The following is a 15,173-nucleotide window of genomic DNA, read 5'->3' as shown; positions in this document are numbered from 1 at the left end:
CGTGGAGGGATCGGTCATTCAGATCGTGGCGATCCTCCGCAGTCGGCGCAGATGCTGAGACGCAACCATGCCCGTGGACTGCGGAAAGTTGCCTGCTGGCGCTCGTCGGAAATCGTGACGCTGATGTGATTGTGCTGTGAGCTTGCTGTTGTCGACCCCGTGTAAAGTCAAGAGCGGGTGCGCCGATGGCGTTGCTCATCACCATCGTGGTGCCGTTCCCCGCGGTCGCCAGCATGATCCAGCCACATCCCTCAGCAGGGCCATCACGGCTCTGGTGGCGCGATAGAGAGAGAGTTCCCATCACTATGACCCTCGGATCCCTACTTCGGCGGCGTCTCCGGCTCGCCGGGGTCACGTCGCTCCTCGGTGCGGGCATGGTCCTCGGGTTGACCGCCCCCGCGGCGCTGCCCTCAGCGGCGCAGGCCGCGCCTGGCGATTCCTCCCAGCCCGCGATCTTCGCGACCGGTGGCAAGGGCCGGTATGTCGATGCCATCCAGTGGCTCCAGTGGGCTGATTACTCGAAGTTCGACGGCGTGGCCAAGCCGAATGTCCCGGTGCTGGATTACGGTGAGACGAGGAACTTCACCAACACCCGGGACCTGGGCGACGCCGGGACACTGGTGACCACCTGCACCTTGTCCAACCTGCAGCACCTTGGGCACCCTGGCAAGATGCCCAAAGAGCAGTCCACGGGCCCCCTCGTGGCGACCATCCCCGGCGCTTGGGCGGGCGACGCCCTCGACAACCTCTACAACGTCGGTGGCCCCGGTCAATGGACCGATGGCAGTGCGGCGTGGCACGCCGGCCTCAAGTATCCCCAGGACTATGTCAACAAGAACCAGATGGTCATCGGTCTGGCCAACGGTTACGCCTACAACGGTAACAAGACCTGGGACGGCAAGGACTGGGGCACGCCTGGCTCCGACACCACCCCCACCGGTTTCAACGCCCGTGTGAGCGTGGACTACTCCTGCAAGGCGGAACTGCGAGCCTCGGACGGCTCGGTGAAGAATGTCCCCCTCCAGGGTCTCGTCTTCGCCGATGCGGAGGCCTCGTCGAAGCGCTTCGGAGTGAAACCCCTCAGGGACGCACCTGACGAGTGGAGCGACGAGTGGGTCCAGGCCTCGACGAGCCAACCCGTGACCTGGCGAGTCTTGGACACCCTCAAGTCTGACAACTGCCCGACGACCACGAACGCTGAGATCTCCGGGGGCGGTCGGACGCTGCGCCTCATGCCCACTGGCGACGAGTGCGTCTACCAGAATGGCGGGAGATATAGCCGCCCCAATGGCCTCGGCGGCCCTGACGCGGTCATGCTCATGCAGGGCGCGACGAGCGCGACGATCACCATCCAGGGCGCGGGCTACTCCGCCGTCGCCCTTGGCCTCATCGTCGCCACCGACTTCGGCGACGCCCCCAGCTCCTATGGCAACGCGGGCGCGCTCTTCGAGCCGAAGTGGACCGAGGGGGAGATCTCCCGCACCACGGATGTCTTCAGCGTGTCCCAGGCGTCGATGTACATGGACCAGAGCTCGCCCGTCCTCGGCACCTATATCGATGCCGAGGGCTACCAGGAGTTCAGTGACGACGCTCTGGGAGACGATGAGAACACCTGGTGGCGCGACGACGAGGACGCCATCGACACCTCGATCTGGAACGGCGGCTCCCGCGGCATCACCACGGGGCCGGGCAAAGCGATGCAGCAGTACGTCAAATGCGGCGGCGTCGGAAAGGTCGCCGGATGGATCGACTGGAACAACAACGGCACTTTCGAACCCGGCGAGAAGAGCGACGAGGTCGCCTGCAGCGGCGGCGGTGCGACACTGACCTGGACCGTCCCGGCGGACGTCACCAACACGGTGCGCAGCGTTGACGGGGAGACCGGTTCTCGCGCTGACTCCTACATGCGCATCCGCATCACCAACGACAACAATGGTGACAACCAGCAGCCGAGCGGCATCACGGCGACCGGTGAGGTGGAGGACTACAAGGTCTCCATTCGCGTTCCCACGATCCAGTTGACGAAGAAGGTGGAGAACCCCTACGAGACCGACGAGGTGCCGGGGCTGACCGCTGATCAGTGGACCGTCTCCGGCAAGGGCGAGAACGCGACGGTCTCCGCCGAGGGGACGACGGGCGACCACCCGCTGGCGATCGCCGCTGGGAAGGTCGCCCTCTCCGAGTCCTCCAGCAACGACGGCGCCGCCGGCTACGCGCCCGGCCAATGGACCTGCTCCGAGACGCCGGGCACGATCAATGACGCCGTTCGCGGCGACGTCAAGGTGTACTCCTCGTCTGTTGGCGCCACAGACGGCAGCGGCGCGGCCACATTGACCGTCAACAACCTCGACCGCGTCTCCTGCGAGATCACGAACACCGCGAAGCCCGGTGCGCTGACCTGGGGCAAGCGGGACTCTGCCACCGGCGATGCTCTGGGCGGCAGCGCGTGGACGCTCAGCGGCCCGGAGGTCCCGGCGGGCACCGTGGTCACCGACTGCGAGTCCGGCACCTGCCCCGCGGGGGACTACCAGGACCAGGACCCCGCCCCCGGCCGATTCTCGCTGACCGGTCTCAAGTGGGGGACGTACTCCATCACGGAGCAGGCCGCCCCGAGTGGGTACGTGCCCAGCACGGAGACATTCACCTTCCCGCAGATCAAGCCCTCCGCGCTCGAGGCGACCCTGCCCGCCGGGGGAGTGGTGGACGAGAATGGCGCGATCGGCAACGAGCCCCAGAAAGGATCGGTGGCCTGGCAGAAGGTCGACGCGGACACCAGCGAGGATCTCGCCGGGTCCGAGTGGAGGCTGACCGGCCCGGGCGTCCCCGCGGACACAGTGGTCAAGGACTGCGAGCAGGCCACCTGCGTCGTGGGCGCGTATCTTGATCAGGATCCGCGTCCTGGGCACTTCAAGCTGGCCGACCTTCCCTGGAACGCGCGGGCCTACAGCCTGGTGGAGGCGAAGGCTCCTGCTGGCTACACGCTGAGCAAGGACTCCCACGAGTTCACCATCGCTGCCGACGCGCGGGACTACGCCTTCGACGATCCGTTCACCAACCAGAAGAGCCCCGTCCCCACACTTCCGCTGACCGGCGGTATGGGCTCGGACGTCTTCCTCATGGGAGCGGCGGGCCTGTTCTTCCTCACCGTCGTCGCGGAGGTGGTCCGCCGGCGCCGGAGGCGGCAGGAATGAGACGCCAGCTCGCGATAATGAGAGATCGGATCGCAATCGTCCAGGACGTTTTCAGACCTGGAGAGCCGATATGCTCAATGTCGATGGCCCCAGTCCTGAGCCGACGCTTGGTCCGAGCTAAGGGGGTGGGCTGATCGCACGGATGCCTGATCCCATGGCCGATCCCCGTCGGCTCATCCCACAGGTTCCCATCAATCACGGTGCATGGGTCTCTCACATGAGAGCCCGCGCAGTGCTCCCACACTGCGGCGCCAGCCCATCCCCGGGCACATCCTGAAAGGAAATCCCTACCCATGCGTGCAACACGCTTCTCCCGAGGAGCGCTCGGCGCAGCCGGCGTCCTCTGCCTGGGCCTCTCCGGCCTCGGCGCCACCGCGCTGGCGGCGGATCCCATCGGTCCTGGCAACATCAATTTCGATGAGAAGGGATCCATCCTCATCCACAAGCACGAGAAGATGGAGGGGGCGACGACTGGAACCGCTTCTGGAACTCCTGGTAAAACAGGGGCTCCTGTTCAGGGGGTCACCTTCACTGCTTTCAAGCTCGACGCCGACCTCAGCGACAATGGGGTCTGGAAGAAGCTGTCCGAGCTCACCGTGCCGAATGATGCATGCGGCAGTGATTTCAAGTCGCCTGTTGATCAGGTCGGAACCCTCGCTGTGCAGAAGGACCAGAAGAAGGAGTCCAACGAGACTGGATCTGACGGTCAGGCCACGATTGGCCAGCTCGCGGTCGGCGCCTACCTGGTCTGTGAGACCGCCTCTCCTGCGAAGGTGACCGAGAAGGCCGCTCCCTTCGTTGTGACCGTGCCGTTCCCCAATACCGAGGAGAACAAGGCCCAGGGGGCTGGCGAGAACTCGAACGGCAAGTGGCTGTACAATGTCAATGTCTACCCGAAGAACGTGCTCGTCCAGGCTCCTGAGAAGGACGTCAAGGTCGTCAAGTATGGTCTGAACGATGAGGCTCAGGTTGAGTTCCCTGTCACGGCCACTGTGCCGAAGATCAGCGATAACGTGTCGTTCGAGTACTTCATTCTCTCCGATCCGATGGGTGAGGGTTACACCACCCCTGACATCAAAGAGAACTCTGTGACTCTTGCTGGTAATGTTGTCGATTCGTCTTGGTACACCAAGAAGCTTGTTGGCAACGAGATCACTCTTTCGTTCACGAAGGTCGGACTTGAGAATCTGAAGAAGAACCCCGACGCCAAGGTCGCGGTCGTCTTCACCGCGAAGACCAAGACGCCTTCCGCGAAGATCGACAACACTGCGAATCTTTATGTCAACACCATTCCGGGGGCAACTCCTCCGGACACCCCGACCCCGACCCCTCCGACGAACGTTCCCCCTGTGCCTTCCAACAAGGCCGTCACTGCTTGGGGCGCGGCCTCGGTGTTCAAGAAGGACAAGCAGAACAACGACGCATTGAAGGGTGCTACCTTCAAGATCTACAATGCTGCTGATCCGTGGGCGCAAGACTGCGGCAAGGCTGTCGTTGCCTCTGACGATCCAAAGACTGACGTAGTGGAGAACGCTCCCATCTCCGTGAATGGGAACACGGAGTTCACGACCGATGAGCACGGTAAGTTCAACATCGATGGTCTTTATGTGGACTCCAAGAAGGGCGCGGCGGGCCAGGAGGAGGTCGCCGTTGAGCACAACAGCCGGTGCTACGTGCTGGTTGAGACGAAAGCTCCTGAGGGCTACGTTCTTCCGACTGACGACGGGGCGAATACCGCTCTCAAGGTGACGGCTGGCGAGACCACCGACCACCAGGTCGACATCACCAACACCAAGAGCACTGTTCCGCAGCTGCCACTGACCGGTGCCGCGGGCAAGATCCTCATGACCGTCGGTGGCCTGTCGCTCATGGCGATCGCCGTCGGCTTCGTCCTCGCGGCCCGCAAGCGCCGCGCCAACGAGGCCTGATGACCACCCCGGCGCGGGCATGACCCCGCCCCGCGCCCGGCGGCATCAGCCCCACGCATGAGGTGGCGGGGAGGCACCAGCCTCCCCGCCACCTCCGCGCGTCCCGCCCAGCTCCGCGCTGCGCCGTCGGCCCGCCCCAGGACCCCCACCCCTGCCGCGACGGTGCGCGGCGCCCCCGGCCACGCCGTCGTCGTCCGTCGCCCACCATCCCAGCCATCGCACCCCGCCCACCCACCAGGAGCCCGAGCCGCCATGAGCAGCACCACCGGCACAGCTGACGCCCCCAGCGACACCCGCAGCCGCAGCCTGCCCGACCGGGCCAGCAGCGCGGGCAGCCCCGAGTCCGCATCCGCCGTCGAGAACTCCACTCCGGCCGGCGGCACCCCCGACACCGCGCGCTCTCCCAAGCGCCGCTCCCGCCGCGCCCGTCCCGAGGGCAAGCGCCGCTGGCGGCTCCGCCTCATCAACATCATCCCCGCCGTCCTCGCCCTGGCCGGGCTCGCCCTCTTCTCCTACCCGTCCGTCGCCTCCTGGTTCAGCCAGTACAACCAGTCCAAAGTCGTCGCCGACTACGAGCAACAGGTCGACAACGCCAAGCCCGCCGCCGAGGAGCAACTCGCCCAAGCCCACGCCTACAACGACGCCCTCTCCTCCGGTGCCGTCCTCGAGGCCAACACCAACATCCCCATCGGCGCCGGCGAGCATCCCGACGACTCCCTCGACTACAACAAGATCCTCTCCGCCAACGCCGTCGGACTCATGGGCCGCCTGCGCATCCCCACCATCGACCTCGACCTGCCCATCTACCACGGCACCTCCGACGAGGTCCTCCTCGCCGGACTCGGCCACCTCCAAGGAACCTCCCTGCCCGTCGGAGGAAAAGGCACACGCTCCGTCATCACCGGCCACCGCGGCCTCGCCAACGCCACCATGTTCACCAACCTCGACAAGGTCGGCGTCGGCGACACCTTCACCCTCGAGGTCTTCGGCGAGGTCCTCAGCTACCAAGTCGTCGAGACCAAGGTCGTCGCCCCCGAGGAGACCGAGGCTCTGCGCGCCGACCCCGACCGCGACCTCGTCACCCTCGTCACCTGCACCCCGCTCGGCATCAACACCCACCGCATCCTCGTCACCGCCGAGCGCATCACCCCCACCCCCGCCGACGACCTCGCCGCGGCCGGCGCCAAGCCCGACGTCCCCGGATTCCCCTGGTGGGCGGTGTGGATCAGCGGAGTCGTCATCGCTGTTGGCCTCTACCTCTGGCGCACCGGCTACCCGCCCAAGGCCGCCGCGGCCAAGAAGGACGGCGGCGAGGACGGTAAGGACGGTGAGGGCGGCTCCGGTGAGGAGGCGCTTGCCGCGGCCACGCCGTCGTCGGTAGAGGTCGCTAGCGCCGTCTCCCTCCACTCGGCTGCGACGCCCGAGGACCCGGACGCCGGCCCTCTGCCGAGATCGGGGGAGACATGGTCCGCGCCCTCGCCCGACGAGGTCCAGTGGACGCCCCTGAGCTCCGGCTCATCCGCGGGCTCCACGCCGTCGGCCGACAGCCCCGACGACCCTGGCTCTTCTGAGGGACGTTCTGAGGAGCTCACCTCCAGGGTCTCCCGCCAGACCCCCTACGGCCCCCTCACCTCCTAGTCGAGACCGGGCGAACAGCACGGCGAAACCGGGCGAACAGCACGGCGAGATACATCGATCGGGTCGCCTGGGATGCGCGTGAACGTCTCCGATGTCCTGATGCGATTACCAGGCCGGGCGCCTCGCCACCTGTCGTGGACAGCCGCGGCGTCGGGGCCCATAATGGTGGGGACCCATCCGGCGGCTACCGGATGGGTCTCCGAGGCCGATGGCTCAGTTGATCCATCGACCGAGGGCATCCACAAGGACACCGACGGCTCGGATCAGGCGAGCGATGGAGTTAAGTATTTCGCTCACCTGCCGGGCCGTTTCCTTGTCCTCGTGGACTTTGGCGTGCCGGCCTTTCGGACGGGTCACGGCCCTCACCTCCTCCCTGGCTGCCTCCTTCCCCGGCAAGGACACGGACGTGTTCCGGGAGGAGGTGCCGGAGAAGGCGGCACCATCGTAGGCGGCGGAGGTGACGCCATCGGGGGCCTGGTCATGGGCCTCGTGGGGTGCGTCCTGCACCGGTGGTTGCCTCGAGCACCGTGGGGTGCGGTGGGAACGCAGCCGAAGGTGCTCCGCGCAACCACCGGTGCAGGACGCACCTCACGGTGCTCCGCGAGCCCCCTCGAGCCGACCCCGAACCGGTCTCGCCGTGCTGATCGCCCGGTTTCGCCGTGCTGATCGCCCGGTCTCGCCACAGAGGAGGAGCGGAGAGGGGGGAGGGGGGCGGCGTCGCCCGCCGCAACCGGCCACCCACCCGCCAGCTCCCCGCGACACGCCCGAGCGCGTGGGACGGTGGTCGGTCTCACAGCCCTGCGCCCGTTCTCAGGTTGACCGGCCCGCACCCCGCCCTGATAGCGTTGTCCAGCCGCTGGGCCCTGGTCCTGCTGCCGCGCTCATCGCGGCGGCGCCCGCCAGTCCCGGCAGCCACCTCCCGGGGTCGTCCCGGGAACCAGTCTGACGGAGCCGATCACCGATCGGGTTTCCGTGTGTCCAGACCGGCCCACCCTCCCTCATGAGAGAGACCCGTGGAGCGTCGCGCTTGCGACACGCCCGAGCGCGTGGACCGGTCGCCCGAAAGTAAGAGAGGTTTGGCGCCATGGCGGGACAGAAGATCCGCATCCGGCTCAAGTCCTACGACCACGAGGTCATCGACTCCTCGGCGCGCAAGATCGTCGACGTCGTGACCCGCGCTGGCGCGACGGTCGTGGGCCCGGTGCCGCTGCCGACCGAGAAGAACGTGTTCTGCGTCATCCGGTCGCCCCACAAGTACAAGGACAGCCGCGAGCACTTCGAGATGCGCACGCACAAGCGGCTGATCGACATCATCGACCCGACGCCGAAGGCCGTTGACTCGCTCATGCGCCTCGACCTCCCGGCCGATGTCAACATCGAGATCAAGCTCTGAGGACCATCGCCATGACTACGCTTAACAAGCCGGCAGCCGCCGCGCCTGCCAAGGCGCTCCTCGGCACCAAGCTCGGCATGACGCAGATCTGGGACGAGAACGGAGTCCTCCGCCCCGTCACGGTCGTGCGCGTCGACACCAACGTCGTGACCCAGGTCCGCACCGTCGAGACCGACGGGTACGAGGCCGTCCAGCTCGCCTTCGGCGACATCGACGAGCGCAAGGTCACCAAGCCCCTCGCCGGCCACTTCGCCAAGGCCGGGGTCGCCCCCCGCCGCCACGTGGCCGAGCTGCGCACCTCCATCGCCTCGGAGTTCACCCCGGGCCAGGAGCTCGGCGCGGACACCTTCGAGGTCGGCCAGTTGGTCGACGTCACCGGCACTTCCAAGGGCAAGGGCTTCGCGGGTGTCATGAAGCGCCACGGCTTCAAGGGCGTCTCCGCCTCCCACGGCGCGCACCGCAACCACCGCAAGCCCGGCTCCGTCGGCGCCTGCGCCACGCCCGGCCGCATCTTCAAGGGCCTGCGCATGGCCGGCCGCATGGGCCACGCCACCACCACCGTCCAGAACCTCAAGGTCCGCGGCATCGACGTCGAGAAGGGCTACCTCCTCGTCAACGGCGCCGTCCCGGGCCCCAAGGGACAGGTCGTCGTCGTCCGCACGGCCGTGAAGGGAGCCTGAGACCATGGCTGAGAACCAGACCCTCACCGTCGCGATCGTCGACTCCAAGGGCGCCAAGAAGGGCACCGCCGAGCTCCCCGCCGAGATCTTCGACGTCGACCTCAACATCCCGCTCATGCACCAGGTCGTCGTGGCCCAGCTCGCCGCGGCCCGCCAGGGCACCCACGCCACCAAGACCCGCGGCATGGTCCGCGGCGGTGGCAAGAAGCCCTACCGCCAGAAGGGCACCGGCCGCGCCCGCCAGGGCTCCACGCGCGCCCCCCAGTTCGCCGGCGGTGGCACCGTCCACGGCCCGCAGCCGCGCGACTACACCCAGCGCACGCCCAAGAAGATGAAAGCCGCCGCCCTGCGCTCGGCCCTGTCGGACCGCGCCCGCAACGGCCGCGTCCACGTCATCACCGAGTTCGTCACCACCGAGAAGCCCTCCACCAAGTCGGCCCTCGGCGCGCTGCGCAACCTGACGGACCGCAAGGCCCTCGTCGTCGTCACCCGCGAGGATGACCTGAGCCGCCTGAGCCTGCGCAACGCTCCCGAGGCGCACGTCCTGTGGGCCGACCAGCTCAACACCTACGACGTCCTGGTCAACGACGACGTCGTCTTCACTTCCGCTGCCCTGGACTCGTTCCTCGGCAAGGGCGAGGAGGAGTCCAAGTGAGCCTCGAGAAGTCCAAGAACCCCCGCGACATCATCATCGCGCCGGTCGTCTCCGAGAAGTCCTACGCCTGCATGGACCGTGGCCAGTACACGTTCCTCGTGGCTCCGGGCTCCAACAAGACCGAGATCAAGATGGCCATCGAGTCCATCTTCAACGTCAAGGTCGACTCGGTGAACACGGCCAACCGCAAGGGCAAGACCCGCCGCACCCGCACCGGGCTCGGCAAGTCCAAGGACACCAAGCGCGCGATCGTCACGCTGCGCGAGGGCAGCATCGACATCTTCGGCGACGTGGCGAACTGACACGGACACGGAAGGTAAAGGATCGACATGGGAATCCGTAAGTACAAGCCGACGACGCCGGGTCGCCGTGGCTCCTCCGTGGCCGACTTCGTCGAGATCACGCGCAGCGAGCCCGAGAAGTCCCTCGTTCGCCCGCTCCACAAGACCGGTGGTCGCAACAACAACGGCCGCGTCACCACCCGCCACAAGGGCGGCGGTCACAAGCGCGCCTACCGCGTGATCGACTTCCGTCGTCACGACAAGGACGGCGTGCCCGCCAAGGTCGCTCACATCGAGTACGACCCCAACCGCACCGCGCGCATCGCCCTGCTGCACTACGCCGACGGCGAGAAGCGCTACATCATCGCTCCGAACAAGCTCGCCCAGGGCGACGTCGTCGAGGCTGGTCCGGGCGCGGACATCAAGCCCGGCAACAACCTCGCGCTGCGCAACATCCCCACCGGTACCTTTGTGCACGCCGTCGAGCTGCGCCCCGGTGGCGGCGCGAAGATCGCCCGCTCGGCCGGCACCTCCGTCCAGCTCGTCGCCAAGGAGGGCAAGTACGCCACGCTGCGCATGCCCTCCGGCGAGATCCGGATGGTCGAGGTCGCCTGCCGCGCCACGGTCGGCGAGGTCGGCAATGCCGAGCAGTCCAACATCAACTGGGGCAAGGCCGGCCGCATGCGCTGGAAGGGCGTCCGCCCGACCGTCCGCGGTGTCGTCATGAACCCGGTGGACCACCCGCACGGTGGTGGTGAGGGCCGCACCTCCGGTGGCCGCCACCCCGTCTCTCCGTGGGGCAAGCCCGAGGGCCGTACCCGTCGTCCCAACAAGTCCAGCGACCGCCTCATCGTGCGTCGTCGTCGGACCGGCAAGAAGCGCTGATAGGAGCCGGATATGCCGCGCAGTCTGAAGAAGGGTCCCTTCGTCGACGACCACCTCCAGAAGAAGGTGGACGCCCAGAACGAGAAGGGCACCAAGAACGTCATCAAGACCTGGTCCCGTCGTTCGGTCATCACGCCGGACTTCCTCGGACACACTTTCGCCGTCCACGACGGCCGGAAGCACGTCCCGGTCTTCATCACCGAGTCCATGGTGGGCCACAAGCTCGGCGAGTTCGCCCCGACCCGCACCTTCCGCGGGCACGTCAAGGACGACCGCAAGTCGCGCCGCTGACGCGCGGAGAGTTGAGAGGCAAAGAGAACTATGGAAGCTAAGGCGCAGGCCAAGTACGTGCGCTGCACGCCGATGAAGGCTCGCCGCGTCGTGGACGTCGTCCGCGGCAAGCGCGCCGTCGAGGCTGTCAACGTGCTCCGTTTCGCCCCGCAGGCCGCTGCCGTGCCGGTGCGCAAGGTCATCGAGTCCGCGATCGCCAACGCCCGGTTCAAGGCCGAGGCCGCCGGCGAGCGGTTCGACGAGAACGATCTGTTCATCACCGAGGTGTTCGCTGACGAGGGCCCGACCCTCAAGCGGTTCCGCCCGCGGGCCCAGGGCCGCGCGAGCCGGATCCTCAAGCGCACCAGCCACATCACCGTCTACGTCGGCGACCGCGCCGACACCGCTACGAAGGAAGGAGCCCGGTAATGGGGCAGAAGGTCAACCCGACCGGGTTCCGCCTGGGCATCACCACGGACCACCGCTCGCGCTGGTTCGCGGACTCCACGAAGCCCGGTCAGCGCTACCGCGACTTCGTTGAGGAGGACGTCAAGATCCGCCGCCTCATGGCCGATGGCATGGAGCGGGCCGGCATCTCCAAGGTCGACATCGAGCGCACGCGCGACCGCGTCCGCGTCGACCTGCACACCGCCCGCCCGGGCATCGTCATCGGGCGCCGCGGCGCCGAGGCCGAGCGCCTGCGCGGCTCTCTGGAGAAGCTGACCGGCAAGCAGGTCCAGCTCAACATCCTCGAGGTCAAGAGCCCCGACCTGGACGCCCAGCTCGTGGCACAGGGCATCGCCGAGCAGCTCGCCTCCCGCGTGTCCTTCCGCCGCGCGATGCGCAAGGGCATGCAGTCCGCCATCCGCGCCGGCGCCAAGGGCATCCGTGTTCAGTGCTCCGGCCGCCTCGGCGGCGCCGAGATGAGCCGTTCCGAGTTCTACCGCGAGGGCCGCGTGCCGCTGCACACCCTGCGCGCGAACATCGACTACGGCTTCTACGAGGCCAAGACCACCTTCGGCCGTCTCGGCGTCAAGGTGTGGATCTACAAGGGCGACCTCACCGAGCGTGAGTTCGCCCGCCAGCAGGCCGAGTCCGCCCCGCGCGGCCGTGGGGGTCGCTCCGGCGACCGCCGTGGTGCGCGACGCGGCGAGCGCGGCGCGCGTCAGGGCGGCGAGCAGCAGGTCGAGCAGGCGCCGGCCACCGAGAACGCTGCCGCCACGCAGGGAACGGAGGCCTGAGCCGTGCTCATCCCCCGCCGGACCAAGTTCCGCAAGCAGCACCGCCCGCACCGCTCGGGCATGTCCAAGGGCGGCAATCAGCTCGCCTTCGGTGATTTCGGCATCCAGGCCCTCGAGCCCGCCTACATCACCAACCGCCAGATCGAGGCGGCCCGTATCGCCATGACCCGTCACATCAAGCGTGGCGGCAAGGTGTGGATCAACATCTTCCCGGACCGTCCGCTGACCAAGAAGCCCGCCGAGACCCGCATGGGTTCCGGTAAGGGCGCCCCGGAGTGGTGGATCGCCAACGTCAAGCCCGGCCGCATCATGTTCGAGCTCGGGGGCGTCCCCGAGGAGCTCGCCCGTGAGGCCATGCGCCGCGCGATGCACAAGCTCCCGATGAAGACCCGTTTCGTGACTCGTGAGGGTGGTGACGTCTGATGGCAATCGGATCCCAGGGCCTGACCCCCGCCGACCTCGACGGCATGGACAACGAGCGCCTCGCCGAGGAGCTCACCAAGGCGAAGGCCGAGCTGTTCAACCTCCGGTTCGCCTCGGCGACCGGCCAGCTCGAGGACCACGGCCGACTCAAGGCCGTGCGCCGCGACATCGCCCGCATCTACACCATCGTGCGCGAGCGTGAGCTCGGCATCCGTACCGCTCCGAGCAGCCAGGAGTCCAAGTGAGCGAGCAGACCACCAGTACTGAGGCCGCCCCCGAGCGCAACCAGCGCAAGGTCCGCCGCGGCTACGTCGTCTCCGACAAGATGGACAAGACGATCGTCGTCCTCGTCGAGGAGCGCTACAAGCACTCCCTCTACGGCAAGGTCATCCGTCGGTCCAAGAAGGTCAAGGCCCATGACGAGAACAACACGGCCGCCGTCGGCGACCTCGTCTCGATCATGGAGACCCGTCCCCTGAGCGCCACCAAGCACTGGCGCCTCGTGGAGATCATCGAGAAGGCCAAGTGACCTCCCGCTGATCACAGCATCGCGACGCCGCGGTAGCCCCGCTTATGCCGGCTGCCGCGGCGTCGTCGTCCTTTCTCACCGAGACCGGGCGAACAGCACGGCGAAACCGGGCGAACAGCACGGCGAGATTCGCAGCGGAGGGTGCTGCGGGCTCACGCCGACGGCCGTAACCCTCCGGAGTCGCGCTCGTGAGTCGTCAGCAGTGCTGTGATCGGACTGGCGTCCCGTGCCGACGGCGGCAGCGCGTCCCAGATTCGGCGCACCGCCGCGCGAGAGTCTCTCAGATCCTCGGGCGTTAGGCGAAGAACATCGAAGCCGGCCTCGCGGATCGCCTCCTCCCGGGCGATCCGACGCCGCATCTCGCCGTCGGGATCCACCGCGAGCTTGACCTCGCCGTCGACCTCCAGGAGAAGGCGGACGAGCAGCCAGCCGAGATCCGCGAAGTACACGCCGCCGTCGGCCCCGCGCACGGGTACCTGCACCTGCGGGGGAGTGATCCCAGAGGCTAGGCAGAGCCGCCGGGCCTCGGACTCCCAGACGGACTGGCTCATGGCCGTCGCTGCGAGGAGAACCGCCTGAGCGCGCCGGTAGCCGCGCTGACCAGCCCATTCCTCCAGTCGCGCGAGGAGTCGGCGGCGCAGCTCCGCGCAGGCCGCCTCGATCCGGCGCCGGTGGTCCCACGGGTGATCGCCCGCGCCCACGACGACGGCGAAGAGGGAATCGACGACGGCGAGGGCGCGGTCGGGCTGAAGGAAGCGCGCGCAGTCGAGAATCGTCCGCTCCGGACTGGTGACGCGCAGCCCGTCATGGTCGACGACGTCGCCCGCGGCCAGTGGCATGTGGTGACGCACGATCGGCCTGGCCTCGAGGAGGCGGCGGCGCTCGGCGGGGGAGGCGTCGCGGGACGGGACGCGGGCTGGGCGACGAGGACAGGGCCTCCGTTTGAGGCCGTTCGGTTTCCAAGAGGTGATGATGTCCACGGACTGGCTCTGCGCCATGACCCGCGCGCCATGAAGTCTGGCGGCGGATTCCAGGCAGACGGTGCCCTCCAAGCGCTCTGCCTCGAATATTGACAGGATCTTCGCCCGGGCGCGTGAGGCGGTTTCCCAGAAGGGCTCATCGGGGTGGACAACCAGGACGCTTCCTCGGCGAAGCGGTTTGACGGCGCCGGAGGCGACGTCGTGATGGGAATGAGCGGCAGTTGATGCGCGGTGCGTGGGATGGGGAGCAGCTGGGGTGTCATGGGGGTCGTACATGTATCAAGGGTCACTGCCGGAGCAGCGCGATGGAACAGGGCTGGAGAATCTGTGGAAAACCGCCCGGTTTCGCCGTGCTGTTCGCCCGGTCTCGGATATAAGGACGGGCGATGAATGGCGCGGGGGACAGGCGGGGGACAGGCGGGGGCGGGTTGGGGGAGAGCGGCGGGAGGCTGGTGAGGAAAGGCACAGGGGTGGGAGGGGGCCTCTGGTATCGGGGGCCTTCGGCGCTGCACTAGGCTGTGACAGTTGCGTGCGCCCTCGGCGCGCCCATCAGAGACCCCGCGCTCCTGCGCCTGTGTCTGATGGGACCCACGCTTCGTGGACTCCTCCTGCCTCCGGGCCGGGGGAGCAGCGCGCAAGAACACCAAGAACGTTCGGCAAGGCTCGGGGGGACCCGAGAACCGGCTCGACGAAGGAGAACACCCTATGATCCAGCAGGAGTCGCGACTGAAGGTCGCCGACAACACCGGTGCCAAGGAGATCCTGTGCATCCGTGTGCTCGGCGGCTCGGGCCGGCGCTATGCGGGCATCGGCGACACGATCGTCGCCACCGTCAAGGACGCTGTCCCCGGCGGCAACGTCAAGAAGGGCGACGTCGTCAAGGCCGTCGTCGTCCGTACCCGCAAGGAGCGCCGTCGTCCGGACGGCTCGTACATCCGCTTCGATGAGAACGCGGCCGTCATCCTCAAGAACACTGATGGGGAGCCGCGCGGCACGCGCATCTTCGGCCCCGTCGGCCGTGAGCTTCGCGAGAAGAAGTTCATGCGCATCGTCTCGCTCGCCATGGAGGTGATCTGAAA

The 15,173-nt window shown here is 67.5% G+C and carries 17 protein-coding genes; 15 read left to right on the top strand and 2 right to left on the bottom strand.

The window, feature by feature from the left end; translation table 11 throughout:
• The first annotated feature begins 374 nt into the window (after positions 1-374).
• The 3 genes from A1QA_RS0102335 (at position 375) to A1QA_RS15220 (ending at position 6,757) form a co-directional block, all read left to right on the top strand.
• Complete coding sequence (locus A1QA_RS0102335) at positions 375-3,191, top strand: CshA/CshB family fibrillar adhesin-related protein (RefSeq protein ID WP_154652195.1); 2,817 nt, start codon at positions 375-377, stop codon at positions 3,189-3,191.
• Positions 3,192-3,484: 293 nt separating this feature from the next.
• The gene (locus A1QA_RS0102330) at positions 3,485-5,119 is read left to right on the top strand and encodes a SpaH/EbpB family LPXTG-anchored major pilin (protein WP_017177324.1); all 1,635 of its coding nucleotides are present in this window, start codon (positions 3,485-3,487) and stop codon (positions 5,117-5,119) included.
• Positions 5,120-5,371: 252 nt separating this feature from the next.
• The gene (locus tag A1QA_RS15220) at positions 5,372-6,757 is read left to right on the top strand and encodes a class C sortase (protein WP_017177323.1); all 1,386 of its coding nucleotides are present in this window, start codon (positions 5,372-5,374) and stop codon (positions 6,755-6,757) included.
• 213 nt (positions 6,758-6,970) lie between these two features.
• On the opposite strand, the gene A1QA_RS13105 is transcribed toward A1QA_RS15220, so the two are convergent.
• On the bottom strand, positions 6,971-7,264 hold the full coding sequence (locus tag A1QA_RS13105; protein WP_017177322.1) for a hypothetical protein: 294 nt from the start codon (positions 7,262-7,264) through the stop codon (positions 6,971-6,973).
• A 577-nt stretch (positions 7,265-7,841) separates the two neighbouring features.
• Between A1QA_RS13105 and rpsJ the strand changes: the two genes are divergently transcribed.
• Genes rpsJ through rpsQ form a run of 11 tightly spaced genes read left to right on the top strand, consistent with a single transcriptional unit; the run spans position 7,842 to position 13,114 of the window.
• Positions 7,842-8,150, top strand: a complete 309-nt coding sequence (gene rpsJ / locus A1QA_RS0102315) for a 30S ribosomal protein S10 (RefSeq protein ID WP_005987219.1) — start codon at positions 7,842-7,844, stop codon at positions 8,148-8,150.
• 11 nt (positions 8,151-8,161) lie between these two features.
• Positions 8,162-8,830 (top strand): 50S ribosomal protein L3, encoded by a 669-nt coding sequence (rplC, locus tag A1QA_RS0102310; RefSeq protein ID WP_017177321.1) that lies wholly within the window; start codon positions 8,162-8,164, stop codon positions 8,828-8,830.
• Positions 8,831-8,834: 4 nt separating this feature from the next.
• Positions 8,835-9,485, top strand: a complete 651-nt coding sequence (gene rplD, locus A1QA_RS0102305) for a 50S ribosomal protein L4 (RefSeq protein WP_017177320.1) — start codon at positions 8,835-8,837, stop codon at positions 9,483-9,485.
• Positions 9,482-9,787, top strand: a complete 306-nt coding sequence (gene rplW, locus A1QA_RS0102300) for a 50S ribosomal protein L23 (RefSeq protein WP_017177319.1) — start codon at positions 9,482-9,484, stop codon at positions 9,785-9,787. The genes rplD and rplW overlap by 4 nt, the downstream gene beginning before the upstream one ends.
• 27 nt (positions 9,788-9,814) lie before the next feature.
• Positions 9,815-10,651, top strand: coding sequence for a 50S ribosomal protein L2 (gene rplB / locus A1QA_RS0102295; RefSeq protein WP_017177318.1), 837 nt, complete (start codon positions 9,815-9,817; stop codon positions 10,649-10,651).
• 12 nt (positions 10,652-10,663) lie between these two features.
• Positions 10,664-10,942, top strand: a complete 279-nt coding sequence (gene rpsS / locus A1QA_RS0102290; protein ID WP_009748893.1) for a 30S ribosomal protein S19 — start codon at positions 10,664-10,666, stop codon at positions 10,940-10,942.
• Positions 10,943-10,972: 30 nt separating this feature from the next.
• Positions 10,973-11,350, top strand: coding sequence for a 50S ribosomal protein L22 (gene rplV, locus A1QA_RS0102285; protein WP_017177317.1), 378 nt, complete (start codon positions 10,973-10,975; stop codon positions 11,348-11,350).
• Positions 11,350-12,162 carry a 30S ribosomal protein S3 gene (gene rpsC / locus A1QA_RS0102280; protein WP_017177316.1) on the top strand — a complete coding sequence of 271 codons (813 nt, stop codon included), beginning with the start codon at positions 11,350-11,352 and terminating at the stop codon, positions 12,160-12,162. The genes rplV and rpsC overlap by 1 nt, the downstream gene beginning before the upstream one ends.
• Positions 12,163-12,165: 3 nt before the next feature.
• A complete protein-coding gene (gene rplP / locus A1QA_RS0102275; protein WP_017177315.1) occupies positions 12,166-12,585 on the top strand; it encodes a 50S ribosomal protein L16 in 420 nt (139 codons plus the stop codon).
• A complete protein-coding gene (rpmC, locus tag A1QA_RS0102270) occupies positions 12,585-12,830 on the top strand; it encodes a 50S ribosomal protein L29 (protein ID WP_017177314.1) in 246 nt (81 codons plus the stop codon). Before rplP ends, rpmC begins: the two co-directional genes overlap by 1 nt.
• Complete coding sequence (gene rpsQ / locus A1QA_RS0102265; RefSeq protein WP_017177313.1) at positions 12,827-13,114, top strand: 30S ribosomal protein S17; 288 nt, start codon at positions 12,827-12,829, stop codon at positions 13,112-13,114. The genes rpmC and rpsQ overlap by 4 nt, the downstream gene beginning before the upstream one ends.
• A 152-nt stretch (positions 13,115-13,266) precedes the next feature.
• Here rpsQ and A1QA_RS0102260 read toward each other — a convergent pair whose 3' ends face one another.
• Positions 13,267-14,370: a hypothetical protein gene (locus tag A1QA_RS0102260; protein ID WP_154652193.1), complete on the bottom strand. Its 1,104-nt coding sequence runs from the start codon at positions 14,368-14,370 to the stop codon at positions 13,267-13,269.
• Positions 14,371-14,799: 429 nt separating this feature from the next.
• On the opposite strand from A1QA_RS0102260, the gene rplN reads away from it, so the two are divergent.
• Complete coding sequence (rplN, locus tag A1QA_RS0102255) at positions 14,800-15,171, top strand: 50S ribosomal protein L14 (RefSeq protein ID WP_017177311.1); 372 nt, start codon at positions 14,800-14,802, stop codon at positions 15,169-15,171.
• The last annotated feature ends 2 nt before the right edge of the window (positions 15,172-15,173 follow it).

Source organism: Actinomyces timonensis DSM 23838 (assembly GCF_000295095.1).
Taxonomy (GTDB): domain Bacteria; phylum Actinomycetota; class Actinomycetes; order Actinomycetales; family Actinomycetaceae; genus Actinomyces; species Actinomyces timonensis.
The sequence above is the reverse complement of the archived record's forward strand: the minus strand, read 5'-3'. Positions and strand labels throughout refer to the sequence as shown.

What these genes read in the sequence shown, in the direction of transcription:
- A1QA_RS0102335 (WP_154652195.1), top strand. Translation starts at nt 375, where the DNA reads ATGGTCCTCGGGTTGACCGCCCCCGCGGCGCTGCCCTCAGCGGCGCAG.
- A1QA_RS0102330 (WP_017177324.1), top strand. Translation starts at nt 3,485, where the DNA reads ATGCGTGCAACACGCTTCTCCCGAGGAGCGCTCGGCGCAGCCGGCGTC.
- A1QA_RS15220 (WP_017177323.1), top strand. Translation starts at nt 5,372, where the DNA reads ATGAGCAGCACCACCGGCACAGCTGACGCCCCCAGCGACACCCGCAGC.
- rpsJ (WP_005987219.1), top strand. Translation starts at nt 7,842, where the DNA reads ATGGCGGGACAGAAGATCCGCATCCGGCTCAAGTCCTACGACCACGAG.
- rplC (WP_017177321.1), top strand. Translation starts at nt 8,162, where the DNA reads ATGACTACGCTTAACAAGCCGGCAGCCGCCGCGCCTGCCAAGGCGCTC.
- rplD (WP_017177320.1), top strand. Translation starts at nt 8,835, where the DNA reads ATGGCTGAGAACCAGACCCTCACCGTCGCGATCGTCGACTCCAAGGGC.
- rplB (WP_017177318.1), top strand. Translation starts at nt 9,815, where the DNA reads ATGGGAATCCGTAAGTACAAGCCGACGACGCCGGGTCGCCGTGGCTCC.
- rpsS (WP_009748893.1), top strand. Translation starts at nt 10,664, where the DNA reads ATGCCGCGCAGTCTGAAGAAGGGTCCCTTCGTCGACGACCACCTCCAG.
- rplV (WP_017177317.1), top strand. Translation starts at nt 10,973, where the DNA reads ATGGAAGCTAAGGCGCAGGCCAAGTACGTGCGCTGCACGCCGATGAAG.
- rpsC (WP_017177316.1), top strand. Translation starts at nt 11,350, where the DNA reads ATGGGGCAGAAGGTCAACCCGACCGGGTTCCGCCTGGGCATCACCACG.
- rpmC (WP_017177314.1), top strand. Translation starts at nt 12,585, where the DNA reads ATGGCAATCGGATCCCAGGGCCTGACCCCCGCCGACCTCGACGGCATG.
- A1QA_RS0102260 (WP_154652193.1), bottom strand. Translation starts at nt 14,370, where the DNA reads ATGTACGACCCCCATGACACCCCAGCTGCTCCCCATCCCACGCACCGC.
- rplN (WP_017177311.1), top strand. Translation starts at nt 14,800, where the DNA reads ATGATCCAGCAGGAGTCGCGACTGAAGGTCGCCGACAACACCGGTGCC.